This window comes from Stenotrophomonas sp. HMWF023, from assembly GCF_003060985.1.
GTDB classification, from domain to species: domain Bacteria; phylum Pseudomonadota; class Gammaproteobacteria; order Xanthomonadales; family Xanthomonadaceae; genus Stenotrophomonas; species Stenotrophomonas lactitubi.
The window spans coordinates 14,041-31,414 of the sequence record NZ_QAIJ01000258.1 but is presented as its reverse complement, the minus strand read 5'-3'; the positions used below and the strand labels follow the sequence as shown (position 1 = coordinate 31,414).

The window sequence follows — 17,374 nt, the reverse complement described above, 5'->3', positions numbered from 1 at the left end:
GCAGGCTGCTGGCCAGCAGCCTGCTGGTCGACCCGGGCCGCCACTGGCTGCTGGCCGATCCCGGCTATCCGTGCAACCGCCACTTCCTGCGACTGGTGGAAGGTGGCGCGCAGCTGGTGCCGGTGGGACCCGAAACGGCCTATCAGCTGACCCCGTCGCTGGTGCAGCAGCACTGGAACGCCGACAGCGTCGGCGCGCTGGTGGCATCACCGGCCAATCCCACCGGCACCGTGCTGTCAGCCGATGAACTGGCGGCACTGTCGGCGTCGCTGCATGCGCGCGGCGGCCACCTGGTGGTCGACGAGATCTATCACGGCCTGACCTACGGCCTGGATGCCGCGAGCGTGCTGCAGGTCGATGACAGCGCGTTCGTACTGAACAGCTTCTCCAAGTACTTCGGCATGACCGGCTGGCGACTGGGTTGGCTGGTGGCGCCGCCGGCGGCGGTACCCGACCTGGAGAAGCTGGCACAGAACCTGTACATCAGCGCCTCGAGCATCGCCCAGCATGCAGCCCTTGCCTGTTTCAGCGAAGAGGCGATGGCGATCTTCGAACAGCGCCGCCAGGCCTTCCAGCAGCGCCGCGACTTCCTGCTGCCTGCCCTGCGCGAACTGGGCTTCCGTATCGAAGTGGAGCCGCAGGGGGCGTTCTACCTGTACGCCGACGTCAGCGCGTTCACCGATGACGCGCAGGCGTTCTGTGCGCACTTCCTGGAGACCGAGCACGTGGCATTCACCCCGGGCCTGGATTTCGGTTTCCATCGATCGAACCAGCACGTGCGCCTGGCCTATACCCAGGAAGTGCCGCGGTTGCAGGAAGCGGTGGACCGTATCGCGCGCGGGTTGAAACATTTCCGGTAGCGCCGGGCCATGCCCGGCGAGCGCGCAGCGCGGCAAAGGAGCCGCCGGGCATGGCCCGGCGCTACCGTTCAACGAATGCCCAACGAAAAACGCCGCCCGAGGGCGGCGTTTTTCATTTCATCATTTACCGCCCAACCGCTCCCACAGGAAGCTGTAGGCCAGTGCGGACATGTGCGCGGCCTGCGCGTTGTTGGCCGCACCGCCATGACCGCCTTCGATGTTCTCGTAGTAGGTCACATCCTTGCCGGCATCGATCATCTTCGCGGCCATCTTGCGCGCGTGGCCCGGATGTACACGGTCATCGCGGGTGGAGGTGGTGAACAGCACCGGCGGGTAGCTCTTCTTCGCGTCGAACAGGTGGTACGGCGAGAAGGTCTTGATGAACTCCCAGTCGCTGGTGTCCGGGTTGCCGTACTCGGCCATCCACGACGCGCCGGCCAGCAGGTGGCTGTAGCGCTTCATGTCCAGCAGCGGAACCTGCACCACCACCGCACCGAACAGCTCCGGGTACTGGGTCAGCATGTTGCCGGTGAGCAGGCCACCGTTGCTGCCGCCCTGCACGCCCAGGTGCTTGGCCGAGGTGATCTTGCGGGTGACCAGATCCTGGGCAACGGCGGCCATGTCTTCATAGGCCTTGTGGCGGTTCTGCTTCAGCGCCGCCTGGTGCCAGCGCGGGCCGTACTCGCCACCGCCACGGATGTTGGCGACCACGTACACGCCGCCCTTCTCCAGCCAGGCGCGGCCCATGCCACCGGAATACGACGGGGTCAGCGAGATCTCGAAGCCACCGTAGCCGTACAGCAGGGTCGGGTTGGACCCATCGAGCTTCATCGCCTTGTCGTGCACCACGAAGTACGGCACGCGGGTGCCGTCCTTGCTGGTGGCGAAGTGCTGTTCGATGACCTTGCCGTCGGCATCGAAGAACGCCGGCATGGTCTTCAACACTTCCGGCGCCTTGCCGATGTCGGCGATGGCCAGGGTGGTCGGGGTCAGGTAGTCGGTGGCGGTCAGCCACACTGCATCGCTGTCATTGCTGTCGACCGCACTGACGCCGAGGGTGCCGAAGGACGGCGCGCCGACGAAGTCGCTCTTCTGCCAGCCCTTGGCGGTCGGGGTCAGCACCGACAGGCGGTTCTTGACGTCGTCCAGCACGTTCAGCACCAGGTGGTTCCTGGTCCACGAGGCGCTGGCCAGCGAGGTGGTCGCGGTCGGGGTGAACAACACCTCGAAGTCGCGCTTGCCGGCCAGGAAATCATCCAGCTTGGTCACCAGCAGTGCGCCGGAGGCGTAGGTCTTGCCACCCACTGTCCACGGATCGCGCAGTTCCAGGGTCAGCCACTGCTTGTGCAGGCCCTTCTCGGCCGAGTTCGGCGCATCGATCCTGGTCAGCTTGCCGTCGTCGCCGCGCAGGTAGATCTCGTTGTTGTAGAAGGCCAGCGTGCGGCTGACCAGATTGCGCTCGAAGCCCGGGGTGTCATCGTGCATCGCCGCGATGTACATGTCTTCCGGCTTGCCTTCATAGACCAGGCTGGCCGTGGACATCGGCGTGCCACGCTTCCACAGTTTGGCCACGCGAGGGTAACCGGAGGTGGTCATCGAACCGCTGCCGAAGTCGGTGTAGACGAACACGGTGTCGCGGTCGATCCAGCTCAGGCCGCCCTTCGATTCGGGGCGGAAGAAGCCGTCCTTGATCCAGCTCTTGCTGGCCAGGTCGAACTCGCGGGTGACATCGGCGTCGGCACCGCCGCGCGACAGCGCGATCAGGCAGCGGCTGTAGTCAGGACGCAGGCAGTCGGCGCCGTGCCAGACCCAGTTTTCGTTCTCGGCCTTGTTCAGCGCATCCAGGTCGAGCACGGTCTCCCAGGTCGGCGAGGCCTTGCGGTACTCGGCCAGGGTGGTGCGGCGCCACAGGCCGCGCTCGTGCTGCTTGTCCTTCCAGAAGTTGTAGTAGTAATCACCGATCTTCTGCACGCCGGGAATCTTGGCGTCCGAGTCGAGCACCTCGCGGATGCTGGTCTCCATCTGCTTGAAGGCCGGGGTCTGCGCCAGGCGCGCCTCGGATTTGGCGTTCTGTTCCTTGACCCAGGACAACGGCTTGTCGCCGGTGACGTCCTCCAGCCAGGCGTAACGGTCGGTGTCTTCAGCGGCCACGGCGGTACCCACCGAGGCAGCGGTCATCATGCCGGCCAGCAGGCAGGCGGAAGCGAATCGTGACATTGCAGCTCCAGGCAGTCATTAGCCATGGAACGCTAGCATGGATGACCGGGGCCGCCCCCGTGTCGAAGGTCAGGCCGTGGCGGTGTGCGCCTTGCGCGTACGTGGCTGGGAGCGGCGCCGGGCCTGCCCAGTGTCGCGTCGCAACCAGCGCAGCGCTGCCCGCGTGGGCAACGGGCAGCGCAGCAGGGCCCACCAGGCCGCCAGCGGCATGCCGACCAGCCACAGCGGCAACCAACCCAGCCAGACACTGCTGCCGCGCGCGGCCGGCCACGCCAGCACCACGGCCAGCCCGGCCAAGGCGAGCTGCGGCACCACCCGCAGCAGTCGGGGATCGCTGCGTTCGCTGACGCGTTCAGCTGGAAGGCGGTGGCGGGGACGTGTGCGCATGCGGATTCTCCGGTGGTCGATGCGGGCCAGCTTGGCTGCGGGGCTTCTCACCGGCTGCGACACCATTGACGGATGGCGTGCACACAGTGACCATGCGCGGGCAAGCCCACTGGAGCCCGCTCCCGCATGACCTCGATCCGCCCGCTCTGCGCTGTGTTGCTGGCCCTGTCCCTGGGCGGTCCGGCAGTGGCTGCCAATTCCCCACCGTCGTCCCGCAGCACCGCCGCGGAAGCCTCTGCAGACGGGACGATCGACCTGCAGCGCTTCATGGGCACCTGGTACGTGATCGGCCGCGTGCCGAACTTCATCGAACGCGGCCACGTCGCCAGCGTCAACCAGTACGAGCTGCGCGAGGACCACAAGGTCGCCATCACCTATCGCTACCGCGATGGCTTCGGCGAGCCGCTGCAGGAAATCCGCGCGCGTGCCAGTGTCGATCCCGACAGTGGCAACCACGGCTGGCGCACCTGGTTCTACCGGGTCGTGCCGACCCATTCGCGCGTGCTGGAAGTGGCGCCGGACTATTCCTGGGCGCTGATCGGCTACCCGGGCCGCGAGATGGCCTGGATCTTCTCGCGCACGCCTGACATGGACAAGGCGCTGTACAAGGACCTGGCCGAACGCCTGCGCGACGAGTACGGGGTGAACACCGACAAGCTCAAGCGCGTGCCGCAGCACGCCGATCAGGTCGGCAAGCTGGGCTACGAAGTGCCGAACGTGCGTTGATCGCACGGTCGTGGTGCCGGCCGCTGGCCGGCAACTGCACGATGCGTCAGGAATTCATGAGGTTGCCGGCCAGCGGCCGGCACGACCTGAACGATGCCGGCCGCTGGCCGGCATTCTGTTATCTGCGGCTGTAATGCGCGACCAGGCGGTCGCCCAGCATCTGCAGCAGCTGCACCAGGATCAGCAGCACCACCACGGTGACCAGGGCCACGTCGGTGCGGTTGCGCTGGTAGCCTTCGCGCAGTGCCAGGTCGCCGAGGCCACCCGAACCGATCGCACCGCCCATGGCGGTGAAGCCGACCAGGGCGACGGTGGTGACCGTGGCTGCAGCGATCAGGCCCGGCCGGGCCTCAGGCAGCAGCACCCGGGTAACCAGCTGCCAGGTGGTGGCGCCCATCGACTGCGCGGCCTCGACCACGCCACGGTCCACTTCGCGCAGCGCAGTCTCGACCAGGCGCGCGTAGAACGGCGCCGCGCCGATCACCAACGCCGGCAGCGTGCCGAGCACGCCGATCGACTGGCCCATCAACCACAGCGACACTGGAATCAGCACCACCATCAGGATGATGAAGGGCACCGAACGCAGCAGGTTCACCACCAGCGCGAGTACGCCATAGGCCAGCGGCCGGCGCTTCATCTGCGGCGCGCCGAACACATACAGCAGCACGCCCATCGGCAGGCCGATGGCCAGGGTCAGCGGCAGCGAGCCGGCCATCATCAGCAGCGTCTCGATGGTGGCCTTGCCGATATCCACCCATTTGTCGGCATCCAGGTGGCGGAAGAAGCCGCCGGCGGTGGCGATGATCATCGACGCAGTTCCTCAACGTGCACGCCGGCAGCCACGAACGCGGCCTGCGCGGCGGACTGGTCACCGCCCACCAGGGCGACGATCAGCTGGCCATACGGGGTGTCCTTGATCCGGTCGATACGGCCGGACAGGATGTTGTAGTCGACCCCGGTCTGCCGCGCGACGCTGCCTAGCAGGGGTTCGTAGGTGTCGGCGCCGAGGAAGGTCAGGCGTACGACACGGCCACCGACAGCGTCGAAATCGCGGTGCAATGTGCCCTCGTCCACCTGCTCAGATTCGCTGACGAAACGGCGGGTGGTCGGGTGCTGCGGATGCAGGAACACCTTCGTCACCGGGCCGGTCTCGACCAGCTGGCCGGCATCAAGCACGGCCACGCGGTCGCAGACGCGACGGATCACGTCCATCTCGTGGGTGATCAGGACGATGGTCAGGCCCAGTTCGCGGTTGATCTTCGACAGCAGCGCCAGCACCGAGGCGGTGGTCTGCGGATCGAGCGCGCTGGTGGCCTCATCGCACAGCAGGATCTGCGGGCGGGTGGCCAGTGCCCGGGCGATGCCCACACGCTGCTTCTGCCCGCCCGACAGCTGCGCCGGGTACTTGTCCGCATGCGCCTGCAGGCCGACGGTCTGCAGCAGTTCGGCGACGCGCGCATCGATCTCGGCCCTCGGCGTTCCGGCCAGTTCCAGCGGGAAGGCGACGTTGCCGGCCACCGTGCGCGAGGACAGCAGGTTGAAGTGCTGGAAGATCATGCCGATCCGGCGGCGCAGCGCGCGCAGGCCCTCCGGCTCCAGTGCCGTGACATCTTCACCGGCGATCAGCAGACGGCCACCACTGGGCTCTTCCAGGCGGTTGATCATGCGGATCAGCGTCGATTTGCCCGCTCCGGAATGGCCGATGATGCCGAACACCTCACCGGCCTCGATGGTCAGGTCCAGCGGCTGCAGCGCGCTGACCGCGCGGCCGGCAACGGCATAGGATTTGTGCAGGCGCTGGAACTCGATCACGGGATCAGCTCACCGGGAGGGCGATGGAAGGGGGCGTGCAGCCTACCAGCGCCGGCGCTCGCGCGCCCGCGCCATGGGCCAGAATGTTATTCCTTTTGGTTCTAAGGCGCCCGCACCGGCTCATTGGCCGGGGTCAGATCCCCGCAGGGGCTCTGACCCCATTCCCCGGCCAAACCGGTTCAGGGATGGTCCAACGGTTTCGGCGGTTCCTGCCGGTTCACCCGTTCGCGGTGCAGCAGGTACAGGCCCGAGGCGACGATGATTGCCGCGCCCGCCCAGGTGTAGCCGTCCGGCAGCTGCCCCCAGAACGCCAGGTCCCAGCCGATCACCCAGACCAGGCCGCTGTACTCCAGCGGCGCGATCATCGAGGCCTCGCCCAGCTGGAAGGCCTTGGTCAGCGCGATCTGGCCCAGCGCTCCGGCCAGGCCCATGCCTGCGATCAACGGCGCATGCGCCATCTGCAGCGGCACCCAGCCCGGGATCGCCAGCAACCCGGCGCCGATGGCCATGATGACCAGGAACCAGACCACCATCGACTGCGAGGTATCGGTGCGGGTCAGCAGGCTGACGGTGATCGCGGCGATGGCATAGGCGGTGGCAGCGGCCAGCACCATCAGGCCCGGCACCGAGATGAAACCGCCCACGCCCGGCCGCAGCACCACCAGCACGCCGACCAGGCCGATACCGATGGCGACCCAGCGCCGCGGCCCGACCCGCTCGCCCAGCAGCGGCACCGACAAGGCAGCAATCAGCAGCGGCGCGACGAAATAGATGGTGTAGGCGGTGGACAGCGGCAGGTCGCGCAGGGCGAACACGAAGCAGCCGATCATCGCCATGCCCAGCCCGCCGCGCAGCAGGTGCAGGCCCCAGCGACGCGGGATGAGCGAGCGTGGACCTGCACTGGCCAGTACCCAGACCAGCACGAAGGGCAGCGACGCCACACCCCGCAGGAAAGTCACCTCCAGCGAGGGATAGCTGGCCGAAAGCTGCTTCATGCCGGCGTCCATCAGCGAGAAACAGGCGACAGCCGCGACCATCCAGGCCACGGCGCGCGAAGGGGAGCGTTGCAGGTTCATGGCCCATTATCACCGACCGCGGGCGTTGCCGCCGCGACCGGCACGATAGAATGAGCACCACTGATTTCTGCGGAGTAACGCCCATGCCTTCCTTCGACGTTGTGTCCGAAGTCGACACCCACGAACTGACCAATGCGCTCGACCAGGCCAACCGCGAGCTTGCCACCCGTTTCGACTTCAAGGGCGTGGACGCCAGGTTCGAGCGCGAGGGTGAAGTGATCACCCAGTCCGCACCGAGCGAGTTCCAGCTCAAGCAGATGAACGACATCCTGCGCGCACGCCTGGCCGCCCGCAGCATCGACGTGCTCAGCCTGGAATATGGCGACGTGGAAACCAACCTGGCCCAGGCCCGGCAGAAGATCACCGTCAAGCAGGGCATCGAGCAGAAGATCGCCAAGAAGATCGCCGCGGCACTGAAGGAAGCCAAGCTGAAGGTGGAAACCCAGATCAACGGCGACAAGCTGCGGGTGATGGGCAAGAAGCGCGACGACCTGCAGGACGCCATCGCCGTGCTGAAGGCCGGCAAGTTCGAACTGCCGCTGCAGTTCAACAACTTCCGCGATTGATCAACGCCGGGATGTAGCGCCGGCCCCGGTTGCCGGCCTCACTCGCGCAGCAGCCTGTACAGCGTTGTCCGCGAGATTCCGAGCTGGCGTGCAGCGAGACTGAGGTTGCCCTCGGCGGCACGTGCGGCGCGGCGCGCTGCATCGCGCTGCTGGTCACGCAGTGGCGCCGCCTGCACGGGCGCCGCGGCCGTAGCTGGCGAACGTGACCGTGCAGCGCGCGGTGCCTGCAGATGCTGCAGATGGACCGCACTGCCCTCGCCCAGCCGCACCCGATGCGCAGGACCAGGCTGCAGCAGTCGGCGTCGCTGTGCGGCGCTGGCGCCGGCAAACAGCGTGTCCAGCGAAAGTAGCGGCAGCGGCCCACGCCGTGGCAGTCCGAGCAGACGCCGGGCGACGCGGTTGGCGGCGAGCAACTGGCCGTCTTCCTGCACCGCCAACAGGCCCTGCAGCGGTGATGCCAGCCAGCGCGGATCATGCTGCACCGCCAGCAGGTGCACATCGCTGAGCGTGTGCATCAAGCGGTTCTCGATGGCCAGCGCCGCCTGCCGGAAATAGCCCTGCAGCAATGCTGGATCACGTTCCCCCAGGCCAGTGATGTCGATCGCACCGCAGACCTGCCCCTGCAGGTCATGCAGCGGCTCACTCAAGCAGAACACGGGGGCAAACCGCTGCAGATAGTGTTCGTTGCCGCGTACCAAGGCGGGCAGGTCGTCGGCCAGGCTGACCGCAGGCGCGGTGGTGCCGATCTCGGCCTCGCCCAACCGCCGTCCCACCTGGATCGGCCGCAGCAGCGGCGCATCTTCCAGGCCATGGGCGCGATGCACGATCACCATGCCCTCGCGGTTGGCGCAGAACATCGTCCATCCCCGCGCACCGAACGCAGACCACAACTGCTCCAGCTCGGGCTGCACGCAACGTGCCAGGCGACGGTCGTCGCGGGATTCCAAGTGGTGGCCATTGCCCTGCAATGGCGGGTAATACGGCTCCTGGCCGGGGCGCACACCGGCCGCATGCGAACGCTGCCAGGACTGCTGCAACGGTAAAGGCAGCATCGCCAGCGACTGCACGTCGCCCTCGGCAAAAGCGGCACGCGCCGCCACCAATTGCTGTTGCCCGACTGTCGTGGCCATCATGGACGCAGAGTACACCCGCGCACGCAATGCCCGCGTTACGTCCCGACAACGGAGCGTTTCCGTTTCCGTTAGGCATTCATCCACGCATGGCGTGGATCTACTGGGGCCTGCGTTTCCATCAGGTGTTCATCCACAAGGTCGACACCCACCAAGAGCAGGCCATGCCATTCCGACAGATCGCGGAGATCTGTCGGAGGCGGGGTGGGTCCGGTTGCGGGGGTGTCCGCGGCATGGATGCCGCGGCCAAGCCCCCAAGGATGGGTTTACGGCGTCCCCCGCAACCGGACTCACCCCGCCATCCCACGGAATGCCAGCGTTTGACGTTGCCGTTGACGTTGCTTCGGCGGGTGCAGGGCGCAGCCCTGCAAACCCTCACCTCAAGCCGCGATCCGCAGAATCGGCTTCAGCGTGATGCCCCGCGTACTGTCCTCGGCGGCCTGGTTGATCTGCTCCAGCGGATAGAACTTCACCAGCCTGTCGAACGGGAAGCGCCCCTGCTGGTACAGCGTCACCAGCTGCGGAATGAACACCTGCGGCACGCTGTCGCCCTCGACAATGCCACGGATGCTGCGACCACCCAGCAGCAGGTTGTTCACATCGAAACTGGCGGTGGTGCCCAGCTTCGGCGCTCCGACCACGCCCATCATGCCCAGCCCGGCCAAGGCCTCGATACCGGCCGACAGCACCTCCGGACGACCGGTGGATTCCAGCGCGAAATCGGCGCCGCCACCGGTGATCGCACGCACGGCCTCGATCACATCGGTCTCGCGACTGTTGACCACGTGGGTGGCACCCAGCTCCATGGCCAGCTGCAACCGCGAGGGCACCACGTCGATGGCGATGATGGTGGTGGCACCGGCGACCTTGGCCGCCATCACTGCGCTCAGGCCGACCGCACCGGCGCCATAGCTGGCGAAGCTGCTGCCCGATCGCACCTGCAGCGAGTTGAGCACCGCACCGGCACCGGTCTGGATGCCGCAGCCCAGTGGGCCCAGCAGCTCCAGCGGCGCATCGTCAGGCACCTTGATCGCGTTGATCTCACGCGCCAACGCAAACGTGGCAAACGAAGACTGTGCAAAGAAGTGATCGTGCAGCGGCTGGCCCTGTGCATCGGTGATGGCGGTATGGCCGTGGCCATCATCTCCACCGAAGTTCAGCGCGAAGAAATCGCGGCAGTACGCACCATGCCCACCACGGCAGGGATTGCAGTGACCGCACTGGCCGTAGGTCAGCACGACGTGGTCGCCGGCCTTCAGTTCACGCACGTTGGGGCCGACCGCCTCGACGATGCCCGCGCCCTCATGGCCCAGCACCGCCGGCAGCGGCACCGGATAGTACTGGTCGCGCACGATCAGATCGGTATGGCACAGGCCGGTCGCCACGATCTTCACCAGTACCTCGTCGTCCTGCGGTCCGCGCAGGCGTGCCTGTTCGATGACGAAGGGCTGTTCCTTGCCGCGCACCACGGCGGCGGTGATGTCACGCGATCCACTATTGCTGCTCATCGTTGTGTTCTCCTCGATCAGATGGGATAGGCCGGGGCTTCGCCCTTGACCGTCATCCATTGCCACTGGGTGAATTCCTCCACGTTGGCCGGGCCGCCGATGCTGGTGCCGTTACCGGACGCTCCTATCCCGCCGAAGGGATTGATGACCTCATCGTTCACGGTCTGGTCGTTGATGTGCAGCAGCCCGGTACGCAGGCGCTCGCCCAGCTTCAGCGCGCGGCCGACATTGCTGGAGACGATCGCCATCGACAGGCCGTATTCGCTGTCATTGGCCAGGCGCACGGCTTCGTCATCGTCATCGAACGGCACCACCACCGCTACCGGTGCGAAGATTTCTTCGTTGAACGCCGGATTGTCGGCGCTGACGTTGCCGAGCACGGTCGGTGCGAAGAACAGGTCCTGGTAGGTGCCGCCGGTTTCGAGGGACGCACCGGCCTTCACCGCGTCGTCGACCACGCGCGCCGCATGGTCGCGTTGCGCGGCATTGATCAATGGCCCCAGCGCCACGTCCTCGCGTGCCGGGTCGCCCACCTTCAGCGACTTCGCCTTGGCCACCAGCTTCTGCAGGAACGCCTGATGGATGCTTCGCTGTACCAGCACACGGCCGGTGGCCATGCAGATCTGGCCCTGGTGCAGGTACACGCCCCAGGCGGTATTGGCCACGGCCAGATCCAGATCCGCATCGTCGAGGATGATCAGCGCGTTCTTGCCGCCCAGCTCCAGCGACACTTTTTTCAGGTGCTTGCCGGCGGCTTCGCCGACCTTGCGCCCGGCAGCGGTGGAACCGGTGAACTGGATCATCGCCACGTGCGGATCACTGGTCAGCGCGGCACCGGCGGCGCCGTCGCCGGGCAACATGTGCAGCACACCCTGCGGAAGACCGGCCTGCTCGAACAGGCGTGCGATCACCGCACCACCGCACACCGCCGTGCGCGGGTCGGGCTTGAGCACCACGGCATTGCCGAGAGCGATGGCCGGGGCCACTGCGCGCATCGCCAGGTACAGCGGGAAATTGAACGGTGAGATCACCCCCACCACACCCAGCGGACGGCGCCGTGCCAGATTCAGCCGCCCGGGTTCGGACGGCAGGATCTCACCTACGCTGCGCGACGGCAGCGCAGAGGCCTCATGCAGCGCCTTGATGGTCACCTTGGCCTCGAACCCGGCCTTCAGGCGGGTGGAGCCGCTTTCGCGGACCAGCCAGTCGACCAGCGTGTCGACGTTTTCCTCGGCCAGGCGTGCAGCCTTGCGCAGCACCTCGGCGCGCTGTTCGTAAGGTGCCGCCGCCCAGGCCTGTTGTGCGTGCGCCGCAGCGGCTGCAGAACGCGCGACCTGCGCCGCATCGGCCAGGCCGATCTCACCAAGCGACTGCCCGGTGGCGGGCTCGATCACCGGCTGGCGCTGCGCGGCAGCGCTCCATTGACCATCGAAGAAGGCGCCTGACCAGAGTGTGTCCGGCAGCCATGGGGAAGATGCAGTCATGTGAAGTCCTCCTGTGTCGTGCCGCCATTGCACGCCTGGCCCGCTGCGTCGGCAATCGGCCATTGGCGTGATATCGGCAAGGGATTGAATCGATGGGAATTTCCAGCATCGCCGTTGTCCAGTTCCTGCACAGTGAACGGCGCCCCCGCACCGGCACGCCTACAATGGCTACCCACGCCAGCCGATGCGCCCGCCATGACCGACACCACCCTGCCCACCGATGACCCGATCGCCGCCACCCGCCTGTGGCTGGAGCGCATCGTCATCGGCCTGAACCTGTGCCCGTTCGCCAAGGCGGTGTACGTGAAAGACCAGGTCCGCATCGTGCTGAGCGACGCGACCACACCGGAAGCCCTGGTGGAAGAACTGGCCGAAGAACTGGTGCTGCTGCGCGACACGCCGGCCGAGCAGATCGATACCACCCTGATCGTGCACCCGCAGGTGCTGACCGACTTCCTCGACTACAACGACTTCCTCGACAACGCCGATGCGGCGATCGAGGCGCTGGACCTGCAGGGCATCCTGCAGGTGGCCAGCTTCCATCCGGATTATCAGTTCGATGGTGTCGCCGCCGATGACGCCAGCAACTACACCAACCGCGCGCCCTACCCCACCCTGCACCTGCTGCGCGAAGACAGCGTGGAACGCGCGGTGGATGTCTACCCGGATCCGGACGTGATCGTCGAGCGCAACATCCAGACCCTGGACCGGATCGGTGTGGAAGGCTGGCACCGTCGCCTGCGCGGTGACGACCTGTCATGAGCACGGTACCGCCGATTGCCACCTGGCCGGCTGCACCGCTGCACGGCAGGGTCGTGCTGGTCACCGGTGGTGCCAACGGCATCGGCCGCGGCATCGCCCAGGCGGTGCTCGGGGCCGGCGGCCGTGTGCTGATCGGCGATATGGATATGGAGGCGGGCCAAGCCTGTCTCGCCGAATGGCAGCGCGGTGAGGATGCCGCGTTCCAGCGGCTGGACATCACCGACGAAACCAGTGTGCGCGACTTCATCGCGGTAGCGCTGCAACGCTTCGGCCGCATCGATGGCCTCGTCAACAATGCCGGCATCGCGGGGCCGCACGGCACTCTGCTGCAGGACATGGACTGGGAAGAATGGCAGCGCCGGCTTTCGTCGCTGCATGGTGCGTTCCTGTGCAGCAAGCATGCATTGCCGGCGCTGTCGGCCGATGCAGGCGCAATCATCAACATCGCATCGACACGCGCCTGGCAGTCCGAGGCAAACAGCGAAGCCTACGCAGCGGCCAAGGGCGGGCTGGTGGCCTTCACCCATGCGCTGGCGATCAGTGCCGGACCGGCGGTGCGGGTGAACAGCATCAGCCCCGGCTGGATCAGCACCGATGCCTGGCAGGCACCGTCGCGCCGGCACGTACCGCGGTATTCGGCCACCGACCATGCCCAGCATCCGGTGGGCCAGGTGGGGCAACCGGAAGATATCGGCGCGCTGGCGGTATACCTGCTCTCCTCAATGTCCGGCTTCAGCACCGGCCAGGATTTCATCGTCGACGGTGGCATGACCCGGAAGATGATCTACGCCGAGTGATCCCGGGCCACCGCACCCGGTAGATGCCAACCTTGGTTGGCATGGATCCCGTGCCAACCAAGGTTGGCATCTACCAGGGCATCAAGCATCGATTTCCAGTAGATCCACGCCATGCGTGGATGGCGGTAGCGTGCTTATGCCATGCCGGAATGCCGCAGCAGCGCGTCGATCTGCGGCGCGCGGCCGCGGAAGGCCTTGAAGTTCTCGGCGGCCGGGCGACTGCCGCCGCGCGACAGCACTTCGTCGCGGAAACGCGCGCCGGTTGCGGCCAGCGCCTGCGGCGCTTCCTCGAACGCGGCGTACGCATCGGCACTCAGCACTTCAGCCCACTTGTAGCTGTAGTAACCGGCGGCATAGCCACCGGCGAAGATGTGGCTGAACTGGTGCGGGAAGCGATTCCAGCTCGGCGGATGGTTCACCGCCACTTCTGCACGCACGCGCTCAAGCAGTGTCAGCACGCTGTCCTGCGCGGCTTCGAACTCGCTATGCAGCAGCATGTCGAACAGGCCGAATTCGAGCTGGCGCACGGTGGCCATGCCGCTGTGGAAATTGCGTGCGGCCAGCATGCGCTCGTACAGCGCGCGCGGCAGCGGTTCGCCGCTGTCCACATGCGCGGTCATGCCCTGCAGGTGGTCCCATTCCCAGCAGAAGTTCTCCATGAACTGGCTGGGCAGCTCCACCGCATCCCACTCCACGCCATTGATGCCGGCCACGCCCAGCTCGCCGATGCGGGTCAGCAGCTGATGCAGGCCATGGCCCATTTCATGGAACAACGTGGTCACTTCGTTGTGGCTGAAGGTCGCCGGCTTGCCGTCGGCGCCACGGCCGAAGTTGCACACCAGATACACCAGCGGCGTCTGCACGCTGCCATCGGCGCGCTCGCGACGGTTGCGACAGTCATCCATCCAAGCACCACCGCGCTTGCCCTCGCGGGCGTACAGGTCCAGGTAGAACTGGCCCACCAGGTTGCCCTGCGCATCCACCAGGCGGAAGAAGCGCACGTCTTCATGCCAGACCGGCGCGCTGTCTTCCTGCACGCGCAGGCCGTACAGCTGTTCGATCACCGAGAACAGGCCGCCCAGCACTTTCGGCTCGGTGAAGTACTGTTTCACTTCCTGCTCGGAGTAGCTGTAACGCGCCTGCTTCAGCCGGTCGGCGGCGAACGCCAGATCCCAGGCCTGCAGGCTGTCGATACCAAGATGCTCGCGGGCGAACTGCTCCAGTTCGGCACGGTCCTTGGCCGCGAACGGCTTCGCACGCGCAGCCAGGTCACGCAGGAAACCCAGCACTTCGGCGGGGTCCTTGGCCATCTTGGTGGCTACCGAATAGCCGGCGTAGGAGTCAAAGCCCAGCAACGCGGCCAACTCGGCACGCAGTGCAAGAATGCGATCGATGTTGCCGCCGTTGTCCAGTGCATCGTCGCCGAACTCGGAAGCGCGCTGCGCGCTCGCGCGGTACAGGATCTCGCGCAGGTCGCGGTCTTCTCCCCAGGTCTGCACCGGCAGGTAGCACGGCATCTGCAGGGTCAGTTTCCAGCCCGTCGTGCCGTCCTTCTCGGCTGCCGCGCGTGCAGCGGCCTTCACGTCGTCCGGCACGCCAGCCAGACGCGCCGGGTCTTCGACGATCAGCGACCACGCATCGGTGGCGTCGAGCACGTTCTGCGAGAACTTCGCCGACAGCGCCGAGAGCTCTTCCTTGATCGCCGCGAAACGCTGCTGCGCGTCCGCATCCAGTTCCGCACCGCCCAGGCGGAAATCACGCAGGGTGTTTTCCAGCACCTTGCGGCGCGCCTCGTCGAAGCCGGCCGCCTCGGTGCTGGCCGCCAGGGCCTGGTACTGGCGGTACAAGGCCAGGTTCTGGCCCAGCGCACTGGCGAAGCGGGTTACCCGCGGCAGGTTGCTGTTGTACGCCTCGCGCAGCTCGGGCGTGTTGACCACGCCCTGCAGATGGCCGACCAGGCCCCAGGCACGCCACAGTCGTTCGGTGGCATCGTCCAGCGGGGTAACGAAGGTCTGCCAGTTGACCGGCTGCACCTGCTCGGCAGCGCTGACCGCCGCCTCGGCCTGCGCCAGCAGCACGTCCAGCGCCGGCGCCACATGCTCGGGGCGGATCGCCTCGAAGCGCGGCAGGCCGGAAAAATCGAGCAGGGGGTTGGCAATGGTCACGGCAGGTCTCCAGAGTACGGGCCCGAAGGTGCGGGCAGCCAGATCGATATGGCGCTTGCCGGGCTGGCAGACAAGGGGCGGCGGGCCATTGTTCACGTCGGCCTTACGGCCGTCGGCTGAAGCTTGCGGCGCGGGGGAGACCGCAGCGGAACGTGTCGAGGAGGCCCCACATGGAAGGTCTGGCTCCAGCTCCATCCGCAGTACGCTCACCATCGCTGGCGCTGTCGGCCAGCCCGACCGAACTGGCCTGGATCGCCGCGCTGTGCGATGCGGGCGACGATGCGCCGCGCCACCTGCAGCAGCTGCAGGCACTGCAACACCAGGGCGGCAGGTTTACCGACCAGCAGGAATGGTATCCGTTCGAGGTGATCGAACGCGGCGCCAGTCAGGTGCAGTCGGGGCACGAGCGCGAGTTCGTCATCTGCGTGCTGCTGTGGCTGCAGGCCTTGGCGCAGGGCCGGGCCAGCAGCCTGGACCCGCGCCTGCACCTGGACGACCGCGCCGTGGAGATCGAGGCCCTGCCCGATGCCCTGCGCGATGTAGTGCTGGACGCGTTCACTGCGGCCGGATATTGATCGGGGTGCGACTCACCGCTGCGCTCGCCGGGCACGGCCCGGCGCTACCCGCCCGGCGTGATCAGTAGCGCCGGGCCGTGCCCGGCGGAAATGTCGGCAGGCTTACAGCGCTTCCAGACTGCACCACGGCAATGCAGGCAGGCCCTGCCCGGCCGCTGCCGCTGCTACCTGTGCGTCGGCGGTTTCCACATCGATTCCCTGCCGCACATACCAGGCGGGGTCGTAATAGCTGTGCGCGTAGCGATCGCCGCTGTCGCACAGGATGCTGACGATGCTGCCCTGGCGGCCAGCCTCGCGCATCCACTGCGCGGCCTGCAGCACACCGATGAAATTGGTACCGGTGGAGCCGCCGACGCGGCGCCCCAGCTGCCGGCTGACATGACGCATCGCGGCCAAGCTCAAGGCGTCGGGCACCTTCACCATGGCGTCGACACTGGTCGGGATGAAGCTCGACTCCACCCGCGGCCGGCCAATGCCTTCCACCCGCGAACCGCCGTTGCAGGTCATGCCGCGCCACTCGTTGCCACCGGCCAGGGCGGCCTGGTAGCCGTCGAAGAACACCGACACTTCCGGGTCCGCACACAGGATGCGGGTGTTGTGCCGGCGATAGCTGACGTAGCGCCCGAGCGTTGCGGCGGTACCGCCGGTGCCGGGGCTGCACACGATCCAGTCCGGAATCGGGCTGGGCTCCTCGGCCATCTGCTTGAAGATGGATTCGGCGATGTTGTTGTTGGCACGCCAGTCCGTGGCGCGCTCGGCATAGGTGAACTGGTCCATGAAGTGGCCGCCGGTTTCGCGGGCCAGCTTTTCCGAATCGCAGTTGAGGTCGCAGGCGCGCTCGACCAGATGGCAGCGGCCACCGTGGAACTCGATCGCCGCGATCTTCTCCGGCGACGTCGTGGCCGGCATCACCGCGATGAACGGCAGGCCGAGCAGGCGCGCGAAGTAGGCCTCGGACACGGCAGTGGAGCCGCTGGAAGCCTCGATCACCGGTCGCCCTTCACGCAACCAGCCGTTGGCCAGCGCATACAGGAACAGCGAACGCGCCAGCCGGTGCTTGAGGCTGCCGGTGGGATGGCTCGATTCATCCTTCAGGTACACCTCGATGCCCTCGAACCCGGGCAGCGCCAGCGGGATCAGGTGGGTATCGGCGGAACGGTTGAAATCGGCTTCGATCTTGCGGATGGCGGCGGCCACCCATTCACGCTGCGACATGGCGGGCAATGGTCATCAGGACGGAACGGTGCGATCCGGCCATTGTACGTCGCGGTGCCGTCAGCTGCCGGCCCGTAGAATGACACCCATCCGG

Annotated in this window: 16 protein-coding genes; 6 read left to right on the top strand and 10 right to left on the bottom strand. The window is 66.8% G+C overall.

All coding sequences use genetic code 11. The features are described 5' to 3' along the window. Positions 1–860, top strand: an 860-nt coding sequence (locus DBR20_RS14530) for an aminotransferase class I/II-fold pyridoxal phosphate-dependent enzyme (protein WP_108266683.1), incomplete at its 5' end; no start/stop codon positions are given. 120 nt (positions 861–980) lie between these two features. Here DBR20_RS14530 and DBR20_RS14525 read toward each other — a convergent pair. Next, positions 981–3,077, bottom strand: coding sequence for a prolyl oligopeptidase family serine peptidase (locus tag DBR20_RS14525; protein ID WP_108266663.1), 2,097 nt, complete (start codon positions 3,075–3,077; stop codon positions 981–983). A gap of 69 nt (positions 3,078–3,146) precedes the next feature. Then, positions 3,147–3,464, bottom strand: coding sequence for a hypothetical protein (locus DBR20_RS14520; protein WP_108266662.1), 318 nt, complete (start codon positions 3,462–3,464; stop codon positions 3,147–3,149). Between the two features lie 126 nt (positions 3,465–3,590). On the opposite strand from DBR20_RS14520, the gene DBR20_RS14515 reads away from it, so the two are divergent. Beyond that, positions 3,591–4,190, top strand: coding sequence for a lipocalin family protein (locus DBR20_RS14515; protein ID WP_108266661.1), 600 nt, complete (start codon positions 3,591–3,593; stop codon positions 4,188–4,190). Between the two features lie 118 nt (positions 4,191–4,308). Here the strand turns inward: DBR20_RS14515 and DBR20_RS14510 are convergent, their stop codons facing one another. From DBR20_RS14510 to DBR20_RS14500, 3 genes are all read right to left on the bottom strand, one after another. Continuing rightward, positions 4,309–4,998, bottom strand: coding sequence for a methionine ABC transporter permease (locus DBR20_RS14510; RefSeq protein WP_108266660.1), 690 nt, complete (start codon positions 4,996–4,998; stop codon positions 4,309–4,311). Continuing rightward, the gene (locus DBR20_RS14505) at positions 4,995–6,002 is read right to left on the bottom strand and encodes a methionine ABC transporter ATP-binding protein (RefSeq protein ID WP_089236990.1); all 1,008 of its coding nucleotides are present in this window, start codon (positions 6,000–6,002) and stop codon (positions 4,995–4,997) included. The genes DBR20_RS14510 and DBR20_RS14505 overlap by 4 nt, the downstream gene beginning before the upstream one ends. A gap of 179 nt (positions 6,003–6,181) precedes the next feature. Continuing rightward, the gene (locus DBR20_RS14500; protein ID WP_089236991.1) at positions 6,182–7,078 is read right to left on the bottom strand and encodes a DMT family transporter; all 897 of its coding nucleotides are present in this window, start codon (positions 7,076–7,078) and stop codon (positions 6,182–6,184) included. Positions 7,079–7,161: 83 nt separating this feature from the next. On the opposite strand from DBR20_RS14500, the gene DBR20_RS14495 reads away from it, so the two are divergent. After that, complete coding sequence (locus DBR20_RS14495) at positions 7,162–7,644, top strand: YajQ family cyclic di-GMP-binding protein (RefSeq protein WP_089236993.1); 483 nt, start codon at positions 7,162–7,164, stop codon at positions 7,642–7,644. 38 nt (positions 7,645–7,682) lie between these two features. On the opposite strand, the gene DBR20_RS14490 is transcribed toward DBR20_RS14495, so the two are convergent. The 3 genes from DBR20_RS14490 to DBR20_RS14480 all read right to left on the bottom strand — a co-directional run bounded on the left by DBR20_RS14490 (position 7,683) and on the right by DBR20_RS14480 (position 11,766). Further along, a complete protein-coding gene (locus DBR20_RS14490) occupies positions 7,683–8,777 on the bottom strand; it encodes a helix-turn-helix domain-containing protein (protein WP_108266659.1) in 1,095 nt (364 codons plus the stop codon). Positions 8,778–9,154: 377 nt separating this feature from the next. Next, a complete protein-coding gene (locus DBR20_RS14485; RefSeq protein ID WP_108266658.1) occupies positions 9,155–10,282 on the bottom strand; it encodes an NAD(P)-dependent alcohol dehydrogenase in 1,128 nt (375 codons plus the stop codon). Between the two features lie 17 nt (positions 10,283–10,299). Next, positions 10,300–11,766: a benzaldehyde dehydrogenase gene (locus tag DBR20_RS14480; RefSeq protein WP_108266657.1), complete on the bottom strand. Its 1,467-nt coding sequence runs from the start codon at positions 11,764–11,766 to the stop codon at positions 10,300–10,302. Between the two features lie 195 nt (positions 11,767–11,961). On the opposite strand from DBR20_RS14480, the gene DBR20_RS14475 reads away from it, so the two are divergent. Further along, positions 11,962–12,528, top strand: a complete 567-nt coding sequence (locus DBR20_RS14475; protein WP_089237000.1) for a DUF1415 domain-containing protein — start codon at positions 11,962–11,964, stop codon at positions 12,526–12,528. Continuing rightward, a complete protein-coding gene (locus DBR20_RS14470) occupies positions 12,525–13,325 on the top strand; it encodes an SDR family oxidoreductase (protein WP_108266656.1) in 801 nt (266 codons plus the stop codon). Before DBR20_RS14475 ends, DBR20_RS14470 begins: the two co-directional genes overlap by 4 nt. A gap of 134 nt (positions 13,326–13,459) precedes the next feature. On the opposite strand, the gene DBR20_RS14465 is transcribed toward DBR20_RS14470, so the two are convergent. Further along, complete coding sequence (locus DBR20_RS14465; protein ID WP_108266682.1) at positions 13,460–15,484, bottom strand: M3 family metallopeptidase; 2,025 nt, start codon at positions 15,482–15,484, stop codon at positions 13,460–13,462. A 176-nt stretch (positions 15,485–15,660) separates the two neighbouring features. Between DBR20_RS14465 and DBR20_RS14460 the strand changes: the two genes are divergently transcribed. Continuing rightward, positions 15,661–16,065 carry a hypothetical protein gene (locus tag DBR20_RS14460; protein WP_108266655.1) on the top strand — a complete coding sequence of 135 codons (405 nt, stop codon included), beginning with the start codon at positions 15,661–15,663 and terminating at the stop codon, positions 16,063–16,065. Positions 16,066–16,167: 102 nt separating this feature from the next. Here the strand turns inward: DBR20_RS14460 and DBR20_RS14455 are convergent, their stop codons facing one another. Further along, a complete protein-coding gene (locus DBR20_RS14455) occupies positions 16,168–17,280 on the bottom strand; it encodes a PLP-dependent cysteine synthase family protein (RefSeq protein WP_108266654.1) in 1,113 nt (370 codons plus the stop codon). Positions 17,281–17,374: the final 94 nt, after the last annotated feature.